This is a genomic window from Flavobacterium sp. 83, assembly GCF_000744835.1.
Taxonomy (GTDB): domain Bacteria; phylum Bacteroidota; class Bacteroidia; order Flavobacteriales; family Flavobacteriaceae; genus Flavobacterium.
In genome coordinates, this window is record NZ_JQMS01000001.1 from 1,607,471 (window position 1) to 1,626,584 (window position 19,114).

A 19,114-nucleotide genomic window follows, 5' to 3' on the forward strand; every position below is an offset into this window, starting at 1 on the left:
AAAAGGCTAAATTATTTATCTTTCAAAAGATTTCAAGAAATTTTCGAATTTAGTTTCTAGATCATCAAATCCTGTAGAGAAGTACGAGCTCATAGCAACTTCAGTACCATCACCAAATTTCAAGTAAAGTACTTCATCGTAATATTGAACGGTAATCATTTCACCATTACCATTTGATGACCAATATCCGCCAGCGGTATAATTTGGATTTTTAACCCATATTGGTAACTCAGCAATATAGCTATATCCTTTTTCTGAACGTGTAACAACGTCCGCTATCTTAGTTCCGTCTTTTTTAGATACTAAAATCAGTTTAGCATTTTTATTAGAATTAATCACATTGCCTTCTGAATACTTTTTATTGTATGTGTTTTCAGCTGTGTAGTAGGCTTTGAAGTCAGTTTTAGAACTTTCATAATCAGGATAAGAAGGATGCACCAAACTTGTCTCAAGTGCTTCTTCATCTTTTGCCTGTGCTGCAATATCCATATCTGCTATAATCAAAAAGTTATCCATGATTTGAACTAATCCATTAGCTGTACCTCTATATTGAATAAGCGCGTCATCTTTTAATAGTTCAGCGATATTGGCAGTACTTCCAGAGCTAAATGAAACTAAATTTTTCCCGTTATAGGTAAAAGATGATTTTGCAGTATTTTCAGTTGCTTTTTTTCCACTGATTTCAAATGTATAGCCATCATTTAAGACCATTTTAAAACTAGATTCGTCTGGCGTTTCTACTGTACCGGTGTATTTTGCATTCGTTGCAAAAGTTGCAGCTTGTGCATTATCAATAGTTAAAGTAGCATCAACTGAAGTAGGTAAATAAAATGCATCATTTATAGATGGAGTTTGGATATAACTATCAGTTTTAGAGTCGTAAACCCAGTCTCCGTATGTGTCTTCAAGTTTTACTTTTATATTTGAAGAGGTGCTTTTAGATGATAATGATGCGTTGTTAGCAGTTTGACTTGCTTTTGCAGGGAAAACAAATTTTAATTCAGTAATAGATGTCGTTTTAATCCAAATCTGTTTCGAATTATTCCATGTGTAAATTCCATAGACACCAGAAACATTTAGGATGTCTTCTATCTGATTATCATTTTTTCCATTAAATATGTCTACCGAACTAATATTTAATAAATTTCCAAGATTTTGAACGGCTTCAATCGCTCCAGATGTTTTTGATTTGTCCATTTGAACTAACATATCATTGGCTTCTGCTTCTAATTTTATTTTTTGTTGAGATGGAGTTAATTTGGAATATGGTTGTTTAGTAATGCTTGCAATTTGCTCGCTTAAGCTTTCTTCAGGAAGATTGGCGGGTTCGTCATTATTACTACAAGAGATTGTAAGTTGTGAAATAATCACTGAAAAGAAAATGATTTTTTTAATCATGGGGTAAATTTGAAGTTAGAAATAAATGGAATCAAACCATTATAGTTTAATTTTATGGCAGTTTATAAAATATTTTTTTATTAAATAATAACCTACAATTTTGATCTATGCAAAAATAATCTAATTAGAATATTCTTACAATACCCACTTTTGGTGATATTCACTAAAAAACCTAATTACAATATACGCATCAGATGAAATTAGATTTTTACCTTTGTAAGATGTTTTGGTTGTAAAAAATAAATCTTAAATCAATATGCTCTACTCAAAAATAGAAGGCTCAGGAAAACCACTTTTAATTCTCCACGGATTTCTGGGAATGTCTGACAATTGGAAAACACTCGGAACACAATTTGCTGCTTATTTTCAAGTTCACATCCTTGATTTACGCAATCATGGCCGAAGCTTGCATTCTGAAGAATTCAATTATGAAATCATGGTTCAGGATGTTTTCGAATATTGTCAAGCTCATAATTTAGAAAACATAAATATCATCGGGCATTCTATGGGCGGAAAAGTCGCAATGCTTTTAGCAACAAAGCATCCCGAATTAGTAGACAAATTGATTGTCGCTGATATTGGACCAAAATTTTATCCGCAACACCATCAGGATATTTTAGCGGGATTGAACGCCGTTGATTTTTCAATAAAACCAAGCCGTAACGAAGTCGAGGAAATTATGGCAAAATACATTCCTGATTTTGGAACCAGACAATTCTTAATGAAAAATTTATATTGGCAAGAACCAGGACAACTCGCATTCCGATTTAATTTGGAAGTTTTCAATACTAAAATGGATGAAATAGGAGTTCCTTTGCCAGAAAATTTAATTTTCGAGAAACCAACTTTGTTTATCCGCGGAGGAAATTCTAATTATATTTTGGACAGCGATTTCGAAAATATAAAACACCATTTTCCAGCGGCAACAATTAAAACAATTCCTAATGCTGGACATTGGCTTCACGCCGAAAACCCTGTTTTATTTTATGAAACCGTTATCTCATTCTTAAAATAAAGCAATAGGATTTAAATTTTTCTTACATTTATTAAAATTTTAAAACAAAAACTATGAATCTATTGATCAGAATTCTTGTTACTTCAGGATTGGTGCTGCTTATTTCCCGTTTTATGCCGGGTGTCCATGTCGCTGGATTTACTACAGCATTAATTGTAGCAGTTGTTTTGGGTTTACTTAATATATTCATTAAACCAATTTTGGTTATTTTAACGCTACCAGTTACCATACTTACATTGGGTTTGTTTTTGTTAGTTATCAATGCTTTGATTATTTTATTGTGTACCAATATTGTAGGTGGATTTAGCGTTGATTCATTTTGGACTGCCTTTCTTTTCAGTATCATATTGTCACTTTCACAATCCATCATGAATGGGATATTGGGAGAAGGAAAGTGATTAGCTGTTTTAACAAGTAATTGTGAGTTAGTAAAATAGCAATAATCCTTAATTTAATACCTTTGTTTTTTACAAAAGTTAAGTAATGACAAAAAAGTTTTACATAGTGCTACTTGTTATGATTGGTTTCTTTATGATGCCAAGCATAGCTTTTGCATGTGGAACTAAATTGGAGAAAGCGTGTTGCAAAAAAGTAGCCGTTTCGCAAACGGAGCAAATGGCTTGTTGTAATAAGGAAAAAAAATCAAAAAGTCATCAGAGTTGTAACGGAGGATGTAAGCATGTTTCTTGTACCAGTTCTGTAGTTAGTTTGGCTTTATCTTCACCGTTTTATATTGAATTTAACAGTCAATTCTTTAGTTTTTCATCTGAGAAACAAAATTATTATTATTCAGAAATCTTTATTTCTTCTGATTTCCGATCCGTTTGGCTTCCGCCTAAAATAAGTTAAATTCTTTTTTTTGATAGCCATAAAAAGGTTTAATTCAGAGTATTAGTGGTTTAAAATCATTAAATTTATAGTCAAATTCAATTTTTAGCAATACAAATTATTGCTCCAATATTGTTTGTGACAAACTCACTTCAAATTATTTAAAACAATGAACTCAATAAAAAAAATAGTGATGGCAATTATTGTATTGCTTTCAGTCACAAGCGTCAATGCGCAAATTAAAAATACGCAAACTGAAACAGTAAAAATCTACGGGAATTGTGGGATGTGTGAAACAACCATAGAAAAAGCAGGAAACATAAAAAAGATAGCACGAGTAGATTGGAATAAAGATAGTAAAATGGCCATTCTGACTTACGATTCACAAAAAACAAATCAAGAGGAAATCCTAAAACGCATAGCCTTGGCAGGATATGACAGTACTAGTTTTCTTGCTCCTGAAGCAGCTTACAATAATCTTTCCGGGTGTTGTCAATACGACAGAGAAGCTAAAGTTGCTGTTACATCCGAAACTAAAATTGACGTGAGTGATAGCGAACAGGGGAAGCGTATGACAACTATGGAAAATAATACTGAAAAGCCTAAAATGGATCAATTGAAACCAGTTTTTGATAATTACTTTTCGTTGAAAGATGCTTTGGTGAAAACTGATGGCAAAGCAGTTTCAACGGTAGCAAAAGATTTATTGGCGTCATTGAATCTTGTGAAAATGGATGAATTGGCGATGGATGTTCATTTGGTTTGGATGAAAGTAATGAAAGCTTTGATGGCTGGTGCCAAAAACATTTCTGAAACGCAAGACATTAAAAAACAAAGATCACTATTTATGTCTTTGTCGATTAATATGCATGATTTGATAAAAGTGGCTAAGTATGAAACTCCTGTTTTTTATCAGTTTTGCCCAATGGCAAATGATGGCAAAGGGGCTAATTGGTTGAGTAAAGAGGATGCGATTAAAAATCCCTATTACGGCTCTCAAATGTTGAGCTGCGGTAAAACAATAGAAACAATTAAGTAATGAGCAGCAGTAAATTTCAGCAGTGACTTTAAAATAAAATTAATAATCAGTAATAATAAAACATGAAAAATATAATTCTTTCCTCGATTGCATGTGCATTCCTGTTTACAGCTTGTAACCAAAAAAATAAGCAAACCGAACCAATAAATTCCCAAACAACAAATAGTTCTTCAGCCCTATATACCTGTTCGATGCATCCTGAAATTACAGGTAAAAAAGGCGAAGCGTGTTCTAAGTGCGGTATGGAATTGACAGAGCCTTTTACCGGAGCTCCTGCAATAGAAACAAAAACTGCTACTGTTGTTGCGACTGAATCTGAAGTGCAACCAGTTGTTTCCTCCACGTTTTCTATTGAGGAAATTGTAAATAGCTATTTAAAACTTAAAAATTCGTTGATAAAAGATGATTCTAAAGGTGCGGCTGCTGTTGGGAAAATAGTATATACTGCTTTAAATAGTGTAAATACCAGTAGTGTAAATGCAAAATTAAAAGCTGAATATCTTGAAATTGCTAATGATGCCAAAGAACATGCGGAACACATCGGAAATAATGCAGGAAAAATTGACCACCAACGAGAACATTTTGCAATGTTGAGTAAAGATATAAATGATCTGATTGCAACCTTTGGAACAAAACAAAAGTTATATCAGGATTATTGTCCAATGTATGACGAAGGGAAAAGTGGTTATTGGATTAGTGAAACCAAGGAAATAAAAAATCCTTATTATGGTGCTAATATGCTTACTTGTGGTTCAATAAAAAAAACATTATAAAATGAAGAAAAGTATCAAGAAAACATTTTTTATAGTATTAATTGTTTTTTTGTTGATGCAATTGTATCAACCTGCCAGAAATATAAATTCCAAACAAGATGTCACTACCGATTATACAAAAGTGTATGCTGTTCCTAAAAATGTAGAAACAATATTAAGAACATCTTGCTATGATTGTCATAGTAATAATACCAATTATCCTTTGTATTCGTATGTTCAGCCCGTAGGTTTTTTTATGGAAAGTCATATCAAGGAAGGTAAAGAAAATTTAAACCTTAACGAATTTGGAAGCTATTCCAAGAGAAAACAGGGAAACAAACTAGACAGAATGCTTAAGGAAATAAAATCGGACGGAATGCCTTTGACTTCTTATACATTGATTCATAAAAATGCAATACTGTCACCTGCACAAAAAAATGAAGTAATAAATTGGATTAATAAGATAAAAGATAGTGTATCAACTGTGCATTAAAAAGAATTTGGCACTATAATGTGCATTTATCTGAAGAAGTTTATTTCTGAATATTAACTGCTATTATAGTTAATAAATTCAGAAATCTAGAGTCTGGAGCCTTTTTTTTATGTTGATATAGAGTGAATTATGTAATTTAAATTAATAAAACTACAATAGTTATAAAACTATTTTTTGTAATATTACAGAAGTGGAAATAAATCTGCAATTAATAAATTTATGCAATGAGAAAAATATTTTTTTTTAGCCTGATAATGTCTTTTATCATGGTTTCCTGCAATCAAAAAAATAAAGAAACTCCAACAAATGATTCTCATATGATGGATAATAACTCCACTATGATGAATTCTGACTCTACAATGATGCGTAATGATTCAACGATGATGGGTAATAACACAAAAATGATGAAAAATAATCAAACAATGTATGCCTGTCCGATGCATCCTGAAGTTCAAGGTAAGTTAAATGATAAATGTCCAAAGTGTGGAATGAAATTAACGAAACCTGTTGCTGAAACTCCTGAAAAAAGTAATAAATAAAACAAGATTTTTTGTTTTTTAATATGAAAATCTACTGTTTGCTTGAAAATTTTCATAGCTAAGATAAGTTATATGTGGAGTGTAAGCGCGCTGTTAAATAAGGGTATGTGTCAAAATAATATTGTAAAATGAAGCTCTTTATTAAAAATATGGTATGCGATCGTTGTAAAATGGTTGTGAAATCAGAATTAGAAAAAATAGGAATTTTTCCTATATCAGTAGCGTTAGGTGAAGTCGAATTATTAGAAAATTTTAAAGACAATCAGAAGCAAGTTCTAGAAATTAAATTACAATCGCTCGGATTTGAATTGTTAGAGGATAAAACAACCATAACTATTGAGAAGGTTAAATGCCTAATTGTTAATTTGGTGCATTATCAAAATAATGAATTGAAAATTAATTTGTCAAGCTATTTGTCAGAGCAGCTAGGGCAAGATTACAATGGATTAAGTAATTTATTTTCAGAAGTTCAAGGTACCACTATTGAGCATTATTTTATTGCCCAAAAGATTGAAAAAGTCAAGGAGTTATTAATGTATAATGAATTAACGTTAAGTGAAATAGCAGTTAAATTGAATTATACGGATGTAGCACATTTGAGCAATCAATTTAAAAAAATTACAGGTGTGACACCTACTCATTTCAAACGATTAAAAGAAAATAACAGATTGCAAATCGATGGATTGTAAAAATTACAAATCATTTCCAAAATTCTACAACAAGCAAAAATAGAAGGTCTTGTACCTTTGACTAATAGAAATGAATCTTTAGTTTAATATTTTAATAGTAGAAAAATGAAAAAATTAATTGCAGTACTAAGCTTATTTTTAGCAGTGAATTCAATGGCATCAGCTCAAGAAGCTGTAAAATCCTCCCAAAAAGAAACTCATAAAGAAATGTATTCGTGTCCTATGCATCCCAATGAAATGAGCAGTAAAGAAGGAGCGTGCAGTAAATGCGGAATGAAATTAGTAAAAACTTTAAAACACGACACCTCGGGCAAAGGAACAAAAACAGAAGTAGTTTCAAAATACGTTTGTACGATGGATGGTATAACTTCTGATGAACCTGGAAAATGTTCTAAATGCGGAATGAAAATGACCGCTGAAAAAGTTGAAAAATTAGCATACTCTTGTCCAATGCACTCAAAACAAATGAGTGATAAATCTGGAAAGTGTCCTAAATGTGGAATGGAAATGACTCCAAAAGGAAGTGATAAAAAGGAAGAGGATCATCAACATTAAATTTTTTTTCAAAATCGGTTCTGTAATTTTATAGGACCGTTTTTTTTAATCCAAACTTATGAAACATACTTACACAGTTACGGGAATGTCTTGCGACGGTTGTCGATCCAAAGTGGAAAAAACATTGAATGCTATAGATGCTGTTCAAGCAATAGTTACTTTGAATCCGCCAACGGCAACAATAACGATGGATAAGCACGTTCCAACTACTCAATTACAAGCGGCATTAACAGCTGCCGGAAAATATAAAATAGAAATGAACAACGCTGCTGGTTCTCCTGAAAAAGTGGACAAACCAGTAGAAAAAGCATGCTGCAGTTCGAATAAGGGTCAAGACAAATCGACTGTAGTTTTGCCAACTAATGCAAAAGGCAAATACTATTGTCCGATGCATTGTGAAGGCGAAAAGGTTTATGATAAACCAGGGGATTGTCCAGTTTGTGGAATGGATTTAGTTAAAGAAGCAGCGGTAGTAAATAGTAAAACGATGTATACTTGTCCTATGCATCCTGAGGTAATCAAGGAAGGTCCGGGTTCTTGTCCTATTTGCGGAATGGATTTAGTGCCAATGGAGCCTACCGATGCCGAAGAAAATAAGGTTTATGACGACCTGGTGCGTAAAATGAAAATTGCTGTAGTTTTTACGGTTCCTATTTTCATTATAACCATGTCAGATATGATTCATAATAATCCATTGATGAAAATTATGGATGCCGAAAAGTGGAATTGGGTACAGTTTGCCTTATCACTTCCGGTCGTTTTTTATACCTGTTGGATGTTTTTTGAGCGTGCTTGGAAATCCATTATTACATGGAATCTCAATATGTTTACGCTTATCGGAATTGGTTCTGGTGTTGCTTTTTTATTTAGTTTGGTTGGTTTGTTTTTTCCTGATATTTTTCCTGAGGAATTTAAAACGCATAACGGAACAGTTTCACTCTATTTTGAAGCAACAACTGTCATATTAACATTGGTTTTATTGGGGCAATTATTAGAAGCCAGAGCGCATAGTCGAACCAGTGGCGCAATAAAAGAACTATTAAAATTAGCACCAACCGAAGCTACTTTGGTTGTCGATGGAGCTGATAAGGTAATTTCAATTCATGATATCAAAAAAGGTGATTTATTGCGAGTAAAACCAGGTGATAAAATTCCGGTTGATGGGAAAATCACTGATGGAGAAAGTACTATTGATGAATCGATGATTTCAGGAGAACCGATACCCGTTGATAAAAAAACAGATGATTCCGTTATAGCGGGAACCATAAACGGAAATAAATCCTTTGTGATGATTGCCGAGAAAGTAGGTTCGGAAACCTTGCTTTCGCAAATTGTACAAATGGTAAATGATGCCAGTCGTTCCAGAGCGCCCATTCAAAAATTAGCGGATAGAATTGCCAAATACTTTGTACCAATTGTAGTTGGGGTTTCCCTAATAACCTTTTTTGTTTGGGCAAAATTTGGTCCTGAACCTGCATTGGTTTATGGGTTCATCAATGCCATTGCGGTATTGATTATCGCCTGTCCTTGTGCTTTGGGATTGGCCACACCCATGTCAGTAATGGTAGGTGTTGGTAAAGGCGCGCAATCAGGAGTTTTGATAAAAAATGCCGAAGCACTGGAAAATATGAACAAAGTAAATGTTCTGATAACGGATAAAACCGGAACGATTACCGAAGGAAAACCTTCTGTTGAAAAAGTATTTTCTGTGCAAAATGACGAAAATTCGCTATTGCAAAGTATTGCTTCTTTAAATCAGTACAGTGAACATCCTTTGGCGCAAGCGGTAGTCAATTTTGCGAAAGCGAAAGAAGTTACCTTAATCGAAGTAAAGGATTTTGAAGCTATTTCAGGGAAAGGAGTCATTGGAACGGTAACCAATCAAAAAGTGGCTCTTGGAAATAAAAAATTAATGGAACAAGTGAACGGTATTGTTTCGGATGAATTAGAAAATCAAATTATAGCCGAACAAAAACTGGGAAAAACAGTTTCGTATATTTCAGTGGACGGAATTGCTGTAGGATTTGTGTCGATAACGGATGCCATAAAACCAACAAGTGTCGAAGCTATAAAAGAATTAATTGCTCAAGGTGTTGCCGTCATTATGCTTACAGGTGATAACGAAAATACGGCAAAAGCAGTCGCTCAGGAATTGCATTTAAGCTCTTATAAAGCGGGTTGTTTACCAGAGGATAAACTAAAAGAAATTAAACGATTACAAGCAGAAGGAAAAATAGTCGCCATGGCAGGTGATGGGATAAATGATGCTCCGGCTTTGGCGCAAGCCGACATAGGAATTGCTATGGGAACCGGAACGGATGTGGCTATCGAAAGTGCCAAAATTACGTTGGTGAAAGGAGATTTACAAGGCATTGTCAAGGCCAAAAACTTAAGTCATGCTGTGATGCGTAATATTAAGCAAAATTTATTCTTTGCATTTTTCTATAACGTGTTGGGAATTCCAATTGCTGCAGGTGTTTTATATCCGTTTTTTGGTGTTTTGCTTTCGCCAATGATAGCGGCTTTGGCAATGAGTTTTAGTTCGGTTTCTGTGATTGCCAATGCATTGCGATTGCGAAGTTTAAAGCTTTAAAAAAAAGTAATAAGAGATTAGTTTAAAATATAAATGGTTTTGTTTAAAAGTTTTGATTTTATGTTGAGAAAATGAATTCACTTTAAGTATAACAATTAAAATTTACAATCATGAAAACACTAAAAAAAATTACGCTTTTACTGGCTTTAGTTACTTTGATTTATTCCTGTCAATCGAGTAAACAGGTTCTTTCACAATCAGATAAAAGAATGGAAATCATGAACACAATCGCTGACAGTAAGAGTATGTCAGATGAAATGATGGGTATTATGATGAAAAGTGAAAACGGTAAAATGATGATGCAGGAAAAGCATTCAGAAATGATGGCAAAAATGAAAGAAAATCCAGAAATGATGAAAAATATGATGTCAGAAATGATGAAGGAAAATCCAGAAATGATGAAAAGTATGATGTCAGAAATGATGAAAGAAAATCCAGAAATGATGAAAGAAAAGCATGCCGAAATGATGGCAAAGATGAAAGAAAATCCAGAAATGATGCAAAATATGATGTCGGATATGATGAAGAATAATCCAGATATGATGAAAAACATGATGTCAAACATGATGGAATCATCAAAAGAGGATGATGCTATGATGTCAGGAATGTGCAAAGAGATGATGGGAAGTGAAAAAATGATGAAAATGATGGAGAAAATGAAAAAAGAAAAAATGGATAGGAGTAAAATGAAAGGAATGGACCAAAAAACGGGAAAGAAAGAAGATCATAAAGCGCATCATTAATTTAAACTTTAATACTAAAGAATTATGTTGAATAACGGTAACGGAGAAATGCACATGAGTGAATATTCTTTCATGGGAATGCACATGTTTTGGTGGGGTTTTATAGTAATTATTCTTTTAATACTATTGGTAGGATCAAACAGGTTCAAAGGAAGAAAATAATAATGCAAAATTTAGAATCTTAATAATGAGAAGAATAATAGTAGTAACATTAATTTTAGCTTTCTGCTCTTTTGTGCAAGCGCAGACAACCTATACTTGTGTAATGCATCCTGAAATTCATGCTAATAAACCTGGGAAATGTCCCAAATGCGGTATGAATTTAATTAAAGAAAAAACGGTAAAAAAAACGGTTCAAAAAAACCAAGCACCAAAAGTAGTTGTCAAAAAAGCGGTATCTGCAAAACAAAACATTAGTGAAACTAAAGTAACAGATGATGATTTGCTCCAAAATCATTCAAGTGTTTCTGATGGTGACACAAAACGTAAAGAGGAACCAGTTGATAGAATAGTCAAAAATGTGCCGGCGAGAACTGTTCGCTACGATTTATATGTAAAAGATACCATTGTCACTTTTGGTGATAGCCCTAAAAGAGCGATTGCAGTCAACGGACAAATTCCTATGCCTACACTCACGTTCAACGAAGGTGATATTGCCGAAATTCATGTGCATAATGAATTAGACGAAGATACTTCGTTGCATTGGCACGGATTATTTTTACCGAATCAATACGACGGAGTGCCTAATCTTACACAAATGCCAATTAAACCGCATACGGAGCATGTGTATAAATTTCCTATAATTCAAAACGGAACGCATTGGTACCACAGCCATACGGGTTTGCAGGAACAAATCGGGATGTACGGTTCCTTTATCATGAATAAAAGAAATGAAGATTCCACTTTTAGAAAAGGAATCGATGATTTACCAACGGTGCCAATTATCCTAAGTGAATGGACGGATATGAAACCAGAAAATGTACATCGTATGTTGCACAATGCTACGGACTGGTTTGCGATTCAAAAAGGAACAACACAAAGTTATGCTGAAGCTATAAAACAAGGACATTTTAAAACTAAAATTACAAACGAGTGGAAGCGAATGAATGCTATGGATGTTAGTGATGTGTACTACAATGAATTTTTAATTAATGGGAAAAGAGAAAGTCAATTAACGCAATTTAAAGGTGGTGATAGAGTACGATTGCGAATTTCAAATGGTGGTGCATCAACGTATTTTTGGTTGACTTATGCCGGTGGAAAAATTACAGTGGTTGCCAATGATGGGAATGATGTAAACCCTGTTGAAGTCGATAGACTCATTATAGCTGTTGCTGAAACCTATGATGTTGTTGTGACAATTCCTGCAGATAAAACAGCGTATGAATTCTTGGTAACTCCTGAAGACCGTACAAAATCGGTTTCCTTGTATTTGGGAAATGGGATCAAGCAATTGACAACTACACTGCCTAAACTGAAATATTTTGAGGGCATGAAGATGATGAACGGAATGATGAAAATGAACGGTGACTTAGATGACATGGGTATGAAAATGGCACTGAATCAAATGGATATGAATGTAGTGATGTATCCAGAAATTACTGGTCCCGCAACTATCAAAGAGGGAGCTCAAAAAGAAGGTGAAATTGATCATTCTCATTCTTCACATAATATGGGAAAAATGAAAATGGATGACTCTTCTGCAAAAGAGGACAACATGAAAATGGCGGAAGAGGACTATAACAGTAACGAACTTTCAGATATCACGACCTTGAATTATGCAATGCTTAAATCACCAACGAAAACAACACTTCCAAAAGACGCACCGGTAAAAGAATTGAAATTTGAACTAACCGGAAATATGAATCGCTACGTTTGGAGTTTAGATAATAAAGTAGTTTCAGAAACGGATAAGATTTTAATAAAAAAAGGAGAAATTATCCGTATGATAATTCACAATAATTCGATGATGCGCCATCCAATGCACCTGCACGGGCACGATTTCAGAGTGATTAACAGGCAAGGAGAATATTCACCATTAAAAAATACGATTGACATCATGCCAATGGAAACCGATACGCTCGAATTTGCAGCAACCGAAAGTGGTGATTGGTTTTTTCACTGCCATATTCTATATCACATGATGAGCGGAATGGGTCGGGTTTTTAGTTATGAAAACTCGCCGGCTAATCCAGAAATTCCAAATCCAAAATTAGCGCAACGAAGGTTATTTGCGGATGACAGAGCTTTTCACCTTATGGCCGAAAATGATTTTGCTACCAATGGTAACGATGGAATGGCAATGTTAGGAAATACACGTTGGAGTATTGGTACCGAATGGCGTTTGGGTTATAGCAATATGCACGGTTATGAAACTGAAACACATATTGGAAGATACATAGGGAAAATGCAATGGCTGATGCCGTTCATTGGTTTTGACTGGAGGTATCGAAAAATGGAAATGGGAGTAATGGATAAAAATATTTTTGGCCAAGAAAGTACCAAAAACAAACGAGCAGTTGCAAGCTTGGGATTTGAATATACATTGCCGATGCTATTGAAATTTCAAACCGAAGTTTTTAGTGATGGAAAAGTCAGAATGCAGATAATGCGCAATGATATTCCTGTTTCAAAAAGATTGCGAATGAGTTTTATGGTAAATACAGACAAAGAATATATGGCCGGTTTGCGTTATATTGTTAAGAGAAATTTTGGAATTACCACGCATTATGACAGCGACATGGGTTTTGGTTTTGGAGTGAATTTGAATTATTAAGTTAATTTAGTTCTTTGAAAAAAAAGATTGTTCAAAAAAAACAATCTTTTTTTTGGGGTAGGTGTTAATTATGAATTGATTACGATTTACTAATTCAATAGATACAGTTTTTATTTGAAGGTTTTTAGATTTGGCTTTGTGCATTTCAAAAATAGTACTATTTTTGCACCCGAAACAAAAAAACAGGGCCCGTTCGTCTATCGGTTAGGACGCATGGTTTTCATCCATGTAAGAGCGGTTCGATTCCGCTACGGGCTACAATTTTAAATAAAGTGATTTAGAATTATAATTCATGTCTTTATGTAAAGATGTAAGTTAATTCAATTCATAGACTACAAATTCAAAAGCCTCGAAAATTATTTTTCGAGGCTTTTTTTATTACTGGATGTGACTATCCTTGTTATAGATAGATTGGTATTAGGAAAGCATTGTACCACATTGGTATAGTGTCCCGATTTTATATACTGTAAGTATTTTTTGTGATTCGTATTTCTAATCTGTTTTTCTGGCCATTGCATCTGGGGATTATAGTGCTATTTGAGTTTCTTTTACTTCCAAATTTTAAAATTTAGTTTAAATTTTTTCTTTTCAAGGAGCGAAAACCAGTCAATAAAAAGCAAGGCACAGATGAGTAGTAAACCAAGAACCAAACTAGCAATCGATTTCCATGATAGAGATGCATTTATAATACCATCAAAATTTTTTGATGCAAATTTACCAAGATGAACTGCAACAGAATCACTTATGAATTTGCCAACAAAAAAGGCAGGAATAATTTGGATTGGTTTTATTCGGGCCATACCACCTGCTAAAAACAGTGGAGTTGTAGGGAGTGGTAATAAAGAATAAGCCACTATTATCAATTGACTTTTCCAGCCTTTTTCACTCATTTTATTTCCGAGAAACTGAACCTCTTTATTTTTTTCTGGTTTAAATATTTTATCTGCCAGCAATGGTATATAAAGAGTTAGGACAAATCGTCCTATAATTGAACCAGCAACTCCTATTACAATAACCAACCAAGTATTTAACCCAAACAGTATTTGTAAAGGAACCATAATTGAAAAAGCCGGGGGAAAAGGAATTGGAACTACATCAAACAAAAATGCGCCTGCAAAGACCAATAAATACTGCCACCACATATTTTATTTAGATATTAAGTTGCAACTGAATTACTGCGGTACTAATATCCGCATTTTTTAAAAGCGAACCGTTGCAAAAACTTTAAAATAAGTTTTATAATTCACATGTTGAGTTGGTTTTTGTTGTAATGAAAAAAATGTGTCTTTGGTGGAACTGGAAGGGCACTGACGCTTCTGAGGCTTAAACGGGGGCAAAAATGGGATAATTCAAACACAAAACAGCAACAAATTAAGGCGGGTATTTTTGGTGTAAATTAATCTAATTCATCTGTATAAGGTGTTGTTAGCGAATGTCTTGGTGTTCGATCTATTGAATTTTTACTGCTGATGGGCAGCAAGTCACAGTTGTTTCGTTTTTTGGAGTTTTGATAAATCAAATCCATTCAATTTAAGTCTGGAAATAATCTCCTGATAAACCGTATCGTCCATTTTTGATTTTCTGGATAGAATCCATAAATATTTTTTGTTCGGGTGGCTAACGACTGCATAGCTATAATCATCAGCCAAATCAATTATCCAGTACTTCGCTTTGAATGGCCAAAAAAATTGCACTTTCAATTTTGCATTACCTGAATTCTTTTCAACAAAAGCTTTGCCTTTTATGTAAGATTGTTTGCCATTCACACTGTCACGATTGCAGCGGTTCTCTACAATCATATATCCTTTTTCACTCAGCGTATATTCCGCCGTGGTACAGTGACAGCCTTTCTGAAATATTTGCGGATAGGAAGCAATTTCATACCACTTTCCGACATATTTATTCAAGTCTACATTGGGAACAGTCTGTAGCTTCTGTGCATTCAGTGTTGTAATTGTCATAACTAGTAAGAGTGTGAATAAGTTAAGGATTGATCTAAATAATATTATTTTTTTCATTTAAGCTATTTTTTTAGATTCGTGAATGGTATCAGGTTGCAGCTAACGGTTTGTAAATTTGAGGTGGGCGGACTTTTCCGCACAAATGCTCCTGTAAAAATCAATAAAATTTTATTTACATATTAATTTGCAACGGCAATTATTGCAATACTAATATCCGCATTTTTTAAAAGCGAACCGTTACAAAAATTTTAAAATAAGTTCTATAATTCACATATTGAGGTGGTTTTATTTGGAATGACCACACTATACGAAGATTTTTAATTCGTATAACAATTCTATATCGCCCTATAACACTTTGTGCCCGCTAATTATTTGTCATTAGGGTAGGTGCAAAGTCAGGGGTGTTTGCGGAGCTGGGTGTTTTAAAAAATCAAAAAAGCTAAGATTTTACTCCTAACTTTTTTGATTTACTGTAGTACAACATATTTACAAGCAATCAAATTAATCTTTTTTATGTTGTTCTGTTTGATTTTGATTTCCGTGAATCGTATGATCACCCACGTTCATTCCGCTTGACATTCCTATCATAAAGGCAGTGATAATTAACATAATTTTTCTTTTTGCCCAAAGAATAGGGCGTTTAGATTGCTCTAAACGTGCTTTATTATTGTGTTTATACATTTTGTAAATGATAAATGATTAGACATTTGGTATCCTCTTTATGCATGGAATTGCATAAATGCGTAAAAAGAAATTTCTAGGCTATCTATAAAATTTTACAGGAGTTTCTGGAAGTAATCATCTCATTTACAAAGAGGTGTTGGGCTGTAAATGAATTTATTTTTTGATAAAGCAGTGTTTGTAATTTTAGAAGAACCGGAATTTGAAGACTGTAACTATCTTGAAACTGGAGGTAAATTAAGTGAAATAAGAAGGAAGTTTCTCCAGTCGAATTTGTCTGATTGAAAACATATAATTTCGAACCCTTATCGTTTAATTCTCTTCTGAGAATTACGTTCGAGAATTGATAATAATCTACTGAATTTGATTGAGAATCTAAAGCACCATCATTCACCATCAGGCCAAAAGCCAGAAAGAGAGAAATCAGATATTTTAAATGCTTTGTCAATTTATTTAATTTCAATTATTGGTATGTTGTATAATGTTTCCGTGTTTTGTTCGAGAACAAGTTTTATCAGCTGTGCAAAGTCTCCCGACTTTGTGCCAAATCCTATATGCCGTTAATACTTTGCGGAACTGGTATTCTAAATTTCAAATCAAAGTAATATTGTCTACCTTTTAAATACAGAAAAGCGCATTTCATCGATTGGTTTTATTTTTTTTTCCAGCTTCAAAGTAGTTTTGTTTAACAATAAGACAATAACTCCTAATTAAGATGTGTCAATATAGGAATTATTTTTTTTCAAAATATAACAAATTTTACTATTATGATAACTAATTTTTTTCGTGCTTTATTGATGTTTACAGTAATTATTACAATGAATTCATGCTCATCAGACTCATCTGATGTACAATCAGCCAACACTGCATCTCTAAAAGTAGTTAATTATAGTTACAGTACATCCGAAATTGAAACTATGAATTTAATTAATGCCTATAGAGTTAGTGTAGGGTTAAATGCATTAGAAAAAATAGATTATATCTCTCGTAAATCAGAAGAACATGACAATTATATGATTACTACTAATACAGTTAATCATAATAATTTTGTTTCTCGTTCAGAAGATATAATAAAAGTTTTAGGGGCAAAATTGGTTGGTGAAAATATAGCTTATAATTATAATACTCCTCAAGCAGCTATAAAAGCATGGTTGGCAAGTTCGGGGCATAAAGAAAATATTGAAGGTAATTTTACGCATTTTGGAATCTCAATAAGAAAAGACCCTGTTACAGGTAGAAATTATTACACAAACATCTTTGCTAAAATATAAGTTAGTTTTAAGTTGAAAATGGCTGTTTTTTCCCCGAAAGACAGTCTCTTTTTTGTTTAACATAATTATTTACACCGCTAGTGCAAAGTCTCCTGACTTTGTACCAAATCCTATATTGCGGTAACACTTTACATCAATTTATTATTTGCTCATTATTGTGTGCGCAAAGTCAGAGAAGTTTGCGTGCATTTACGATAAATTTATTCTTTGAAAGAACACTTTGCGGAGCTGGGGCTGGGAGTATTTTTATAAAGTCTCTTTTATTTTTTTTAATATTTCAATAGATTCTTTTAATTCAATATCAGTAAATTTTTTATTCAAGCTATTTTCAGGATGATGTATAGAGTGTCTTATGAATTCTGATAACGAGACATCTTTTTCTTTCCCATTTCTTGAATCAATCCAATTTTTACTTTTTTCAAGTGACGTTAGTTTTGTTTTTCCTTCGGATTCAATATAGCCATAAAGTTCGTTATGGTAATCACTATTATTTATTCCAAATACTTCATAATTTACTTCAGCGTATGTACTTGTTTTTTTTGTTATTCTTGTAATATCTGTATAAGAATTCTTAACTTTTTCTACCTTAAAGTTTCTATCTAAATTGAGTTTATCAATTAAATAATTTGAATGGGTTGCAAAAAATAAAATATTTCCATTACTGTTAGATGTGATTTTTACTAATTCATTCAAAAGATTTATCTGTGCAGGTGGGTGCAAATGAGTTTCGGGTTCATCTATTAATAAAATTGTATTGTATAAACCTTTATTATAGTTTTCGATAGATATTGTCAATAAAAAGGAAATAAACTGCTTAAACCATCGCTTCTTTGATTTGTAGTCTTAGGTTTAAATTTGACACCATTATCCTCAATCAATAAAGTTATTTTGTTATTATTTATTTGAAAAGTTATTGTAATTGGATGTTCAGGCCAAACATTATTTATATGTTTTGTTGTTAATTCACTTAATCTAGATTGTAAACTATTTATTGCAACTGGAGAATTTAATTTTGCAACTTCATTTTCTATTTGAGATTCTTTAAATCCCGATAAAATAAAGCAATTTAATAATGGAACTGAAAATTGGCTTGGTGTTCTTGAAAAGCTAACTAAATCAATTTCATCTAATAATAGATATTCAGGTGTCGGTTTCCAAAAAACGATTTTATGGCTTAAAACCCAAAAATATTCGGGCAAGTGAATTAAAAAATAATCATTTAGATTTAAATCCTCTAATTCTTTTTCATTCGGTCCTTTTTTTGAAACAACTCCTTCTTTGTCAGTATAATCAGGGAAAATATTTTGAGTAAATTTTATTTTCTCAATGTATTCTTTCTGCTTGTTAGGATTTGCTTCATAAGAAGTCTCAATGTCAATAAACTCAATTTTAATTTTATCTAATATACTTTTTTCAAAACTATGATTTTTTGAAAGGTGTTTGAAAAGCGCTATTGATTCATTTTCTCCAAGTAAGTAATGAAAATTGATTACAATCGATTCTGATTCATTAAAATAATCATTTGGATAAACTAAATCTTCATAATTTTCAATTAATGAAATTGCTTTTAAAAAACTACTTTTTCCTGATTCATTAATTCCTAAAAGTGAATATGTATAACTTTTATTTATTTCAACAACACTAAATTCTAATGATTGAATACTTTTATAATTTTCAATTTTTATTATTTCTAATTTCATATTATTGTGCTAATGTGTTGAATTTTATGTTTTTAGGTAATATTACCGCTACCTTGTGTATACCCGGTACAGATTAGCGAT

Annotated in this window: 21 protein-coding genes and 1 tRNA gene; 15 read left to right on the plus strand and 7 right to left on the minus strand. The window is 32.8% G+C overall.

Annotated features, from left to right (window positions below):
- Positions 1–15 precede the first annotated feature (15 nt).
- Positions 16–1,398, minus strand: a complete 1,383-nt coding sequence (locus tag T410_RS07045; RefSeq protein ID WP_035669910.1) for a hypothetical protein — start codon at positions 1,396–1,398, stop codon at positions 16–18.
- Between the two features lie 256 nt (positions 1,399–1,654).
- On the opposite strand from T410_RS07045, the gene T410_RS07050 reads away from it, so the two are divergent.
- The 14 genes from T410_RS07050 (at position 1,655) to T410_RS07110 (ending at position 13,678) form a co-directional block, all read left to right on the plus strand.
- Entirely contained in the window at positions 1,655–2,413 is a 759-nt protein-coding gene (locus tag T410_RS07050) for an alpha/beta fold hydrolase (protein ID WP_035669912.1), read from the plus strand.
- 53 nt (positions 2,414–2,466) lie between these two features.
- Positions 2,467–2,811: a phage holin family protein gene (locus T410_RS07055; RefSeq protein ID WP_035669914.1), complete on the plus strand. Its 345-nt coding sequence runs from the start codon at positions 2,467–2,469 to the stop codon at positions 2,809–2,811.
- 85 nt (positions 2,812–2,896) lie between these two features.
- On the plus strand, positions 2,897–3,262 hold the full coding sequence (locus tag T410_RS07060; RefSeq protein WP_035669915.1) for a hypothetical protein: 366 nt from the start codon (positions 2,897–2,899) through the stop codon (positions 3,260–3,262).
- A gap of 148 nt (positions 3,263–3,410) precedes the next feature.
- Positions 3,411–4,280 carry a DUF3347 domain-containing protein gene (locus T410_RS07065; protein WP_035669917.1) on the plus strand — a complete coding sequence of 290 codons (870 nt, stop codon included), beginning with the start codon at positions 3,411–3,413 and terminating at the stop codon, positions 4,278–4,280.
- A 62-nt stretch (positions 4,281–4,342) separates the two neighbouring features.
- Complete coding sequence (locus tag T410_RS07070) at positions 4,343–5,053, plus strand: DUF3347 domain-containing protein (RefSeq protein ID WP_035669919.1); 711 nt, start codon at positions 4,343–4,345, stop codon at positions 5,051–5,053.
- Position 5,054: 1 nt separating this feature from the next.
- Complete coding sequence (locus T410_RS07075) at positions 5,055–5,525, plus strand: heme-binding domain-containing protein (protein WP_035669921.1); 471 nt, start codon at positions 5,055–5,057, stop codon at positions 5,523–5,525.
- Between the two features lie 254 nt (positions 5,526–5,779).
- Positions 5,780–6,064, plus strand: coding sequence for a heavy metal-binding domain-containing protein (locus T410_RS07080; RefSeq protein ID WP_152556938.1), 285 nt, complete (start codon positions 5,780–5,782; stop codon positions 6,062–6,064).
- Between the two features lie 128 nt (positions 6,065–6,192).
- Positions 6,193–6,753, plus strand: coding sequence for an AraC family transcriptional regulator (locus T410_RS07085; protein WP_035669927.1), 561 nt, complete (start codon positions 6,193–6,195; stop codon positions 6,751–6,753).
- A 105-nt stretch (positions 6,754–6,858) separates the two neighbouring features.
- Positions 6,859–7,308, plus strand: a complete 450-nt coding sequence (locus T410_RS07090; protein ID WP_035669930.1) for a heavy metal-binding domain-containing protein — start codon at positions 6,859–6,861, stop codon at positions 7,306–7,308.
- 58 nt (positions 7,309–7,366) lie between these two features.
- Positions 7,367–9,901, plus strand: a complete 2,535-nt coding sequence (locus T410_RS07095; RefSeq protein ID WP_035669933.1) for a heavy metal translocating P-type ATPase — start codon at positions 7,367–7,369, stop codon at positions 9,899–9,901.
- A 110-nt stretch (positions 9,902–10,011) separates the two neighbouring features.
- Complete coding sequence (locus T410_RS07100) at positions 10,012–10,644, plus strand: hypothetical protein (RefSeq protein WP_035669935.1); 633 nt, start codon at positions 10,012–10,014, stop codon at positions 10,642–10,644.
- A gap of 24 nt (positions 10,645–10,668) precedes the next feature.
- A complete protein-coding gene (locus T410_RS17040) occupies positions 10,669–10,806 on the plus strand; it encodes a hypothetical protein (protein WP_193743730.1) in 138 nt (45 codons plus the stop codon).
- Between the two features lie 25 nt (positions 10,807–10,831).
- A complete protein-coding gene (locus T410_RS07105; protein WP_081897817.1) occupies positions 10,832–13,420 on the plus strand; it encodes a multicopper oxidase domain-containing protein in 2,589 nt (862 codons plus the stop codon).
- 186 nt (positions 13,421–13,606) lie between these two features.
- Positions 13,607–13,678: transfer RNA gene (locus T410_RS07110), tRNA-Glu, on the plus strand.
- A 290-nt stretch (positions 13,679–13,968) separates the two neighbouring features.
- Here the strand turns inward: T410_RS07110 and T410_RS07115 are convergent.
- The 4 genes from T410_RS07115 to T410_RS16900 all read right to left on the minus strand — a co-directional run bounded on the left by T410_RS07115 (position 13,969) and on the right by T410_RS16900 (position 16,510).
- Positions 13,969–14,562, minus strand: a complete 594-nt coding sequence (locus tag T410_RS07115; RefSeq protein WP_035669936.1) for a hypothetical protein — start codon at positions 14,560–14,562, stop codon at positions 13,969–13,971.
- Positions 14,563–14,901: 339 nt separating this feature from the next.
- The gene (locus T410_RS07120) at positions 14,902–15,381 is read right to left on the minus strand and encodes a lipocalin family protein (RefSeq protein WP_035669939.1); all 480 of its coding nucleotides are present in this window, start codon (positions 15,379–15,381) and stop codon (positions 14,902–14,904) included.
- Positions 15,382–15,882: 501 nt separating this feature from the next.
- Positions 15,883–16,062, minus strand: a complete 180-nt coding sequence (locus tag T410_RS07125; RefSeq protein ID WP_035669942.1) for a hypothetical protein — start codon at positions 16,060–16,062, stop codon at positions 15,883–15,885.
- 85 nt (positions 16,063–16,147) lie between these two features.
- A complete protein-coding gene (locus T410_RS16900) occupies positions 16,148–16,510 on the minus strand; it encodes a hypothetical protein (protein ID WP_152556939.1) in 363 nt (120 codons plus the stop codon).
- A 370-nt stretch (positions 16,511–16,880) separates the two neighbouring features.
- Here T410_RS16900 and T410_RS07135 point away from each other — a divergent pair, with 370 nt between their 5' ends.
- A complete protein-coding gene (locus T410_RS07135; RefSeq protein ID WP_238567355.1) occupies positions 16,881–17,333 on the plus strand; it encodes a CAP domain-containing protein in 453 nt (150 codons plus the stop codon).
- Positions 17,334–17,579: 246 nt separating this feature from the next.
- Here the strand turns inward: T410_RS07135 and T410_RS07140 are convergent, their stop codons facing one another.
- Positions 17,580–18,128, minus strand: a complete 549-nt coding sequence (locus T410_RS07140; RefSeq protein ID WP_035669948.1) for an AAA family ATPase — start codon at positions 18,126–18,128, stop codon at positions 17,580–17,582.
- The gene (locus T410_RS07145) at positions 18,125–19,033 is read right to left on the minus strand and encodes a hypothetical protein (RefSeq protein ID WP_035669950.1); all 909 of its coding nucleotides are present in this window, start codon (positions 19,031–19,033) and stop codon (positions 18,125–18,127) included. The genes T410_RS07140 and T410_RS07145 overlap by 4 nt, the downstream gene beginning before the upstream one ends.
- Positions 19,034–19,114 lie beyond the last annotated feature (81 nt).

What these genes read in the sequence shown, in the direction of transcription:
- T410_RS07045 (WP_035669910.1), bottom strand. Translation starts at nt 1,398, where the DNA reads ATGATTAAAAAAATCATTTTCTTTTCAGTGATTATTTCACAACTTACA.
- T410_RS07050 (WP_035669912.1), top strand. Translation starts at nt 1,655, where the DNA reads ATGCTCTACTCAAAAATAGAAGGCTCAGGAAAACCACTTTTAATTCTC.
- T410_RS07055 (WP_035669914.1), top strand. Translation starts at nt 2,467, where the DNA reads ATGAATCTATTGATCAGAATTCTTGTTACTTCAGGATTGGTGCTGCTT.
- T410_RS07060 (WP_035669915.1), top strand. Translation starts at nt 2,897, where the DNA reads ATGACAAAAAAGTTTTACATAGTGCTACTTGTTATGATTGGTTTCTTT.
- T410_RS07065 (WP_035669917.1), top strand. Translation starts at nt 3,411, where the DNA reads ATGAACTCAATAAAAAAAATAGTGATGGCAATTATTGTATTGCTTTCA.
- T410_RS07070 (WP_035669919.1), top strand. Translation starts at nt 4,343, where the DNA reads ATGAAAAATATAATTCTTTCCTCGATTGCATGTGCATTCCTGTTTACA.
- T410_RS07075 (WP_035669921.1), top strand. Translation starts at nt 5,055, where the DNA reads ATGAAGAAAAGTATCAAGAAAACATTTTTTATAGTATTAATTGTTTTT.
- T410_RS07080 (WP_152556938.1), top strand. Translation starts at nt 5,780, where the DNA reads ATGTCTTTTATCATGGTTTCCTGCAATCAAAAAAATAAAGAAACTCCA.
- T410_RS07085 (WP_035669927.1), top strand. Translation starts at nt 6,193, where the DNA reads ATGAAGCTCTTTATTAAAAATATGGTATGCGATCGTTGTAAAATGGTT.
- T410_RS07090 (WP_035669930.1), top strand. Translation starts at nt 6,859, where the DNA reads ATGAAAAAATTAATTGCAGTACTAAGCTTATTTTTAGCAGTGAATTCA.
- T410_RS07095 (WP_035669933.1), top strand. Translation starts at nt 7,367, where the DNA reads ATGAAACATACTTACACAGTTACGGGAATGTCTTGCGACGGTTGTCGA.
- T410_RS07100 (WP_035669935.1), top strand. Translation starts at nt 10,012, where the DNA reads ATGAAAACACTAAAAAAAATTACGCTTTTACTGGCTTTAGTTACTTTG.
- T410_RS17040 (WP_193743730.1), top strand. Translation starts at nt 10,669, where the DNA reads ATGTTGAATAACGGTAACGGAGAAATGCACATGAGTGAATATTCTTTC.
- T410_RS07105 (WP_081897817.1), top strand. Translation starts at nt 10,832, where the DNA reads ATGAGAAGAATAATAGTAGTAACATTAATTTTAGCTTTCTGCTCTTTT.
- T410_RS07115 (WP_035669936.1), bottom strand. Translation starts at nt 14,562, where the DNA reads ATGTGGTGGCAGTATTTATTGGTCTTTGCAGGCGCATTTTTGTTTGAT.
- T410_RS07120 (WP_035669939.1), bottom strand. Translation starts at nt 15,381, where the DNA reads ATGACAATTACAACACTGAATGCACAGAAGCTACAGACTGTTCCCAAT.
- T410_RS07125 (WP_035669942.1), bottom strand. Translation starts at nt 16,062, where the DNA reads ATGTATAAACACAATAATAAAGCACGTTTAGAGCAATCTAAACGCCCT.
- T410_RS07135 (WP_238567355.1), top strand. Translation starts at nt 16,881, where the DNA reads ATGAATTCATGCTCATCAGACTCATCTGATGTACAATCAGCCAACACT.
- T410_RS07145 (WP_035669950.1), bottom strand. Translation starts at nt 19,033, where the DNA reads ATGAAATTAGAAATAATAAAAATTGAAAATTATAAAAGTATTCAATCA.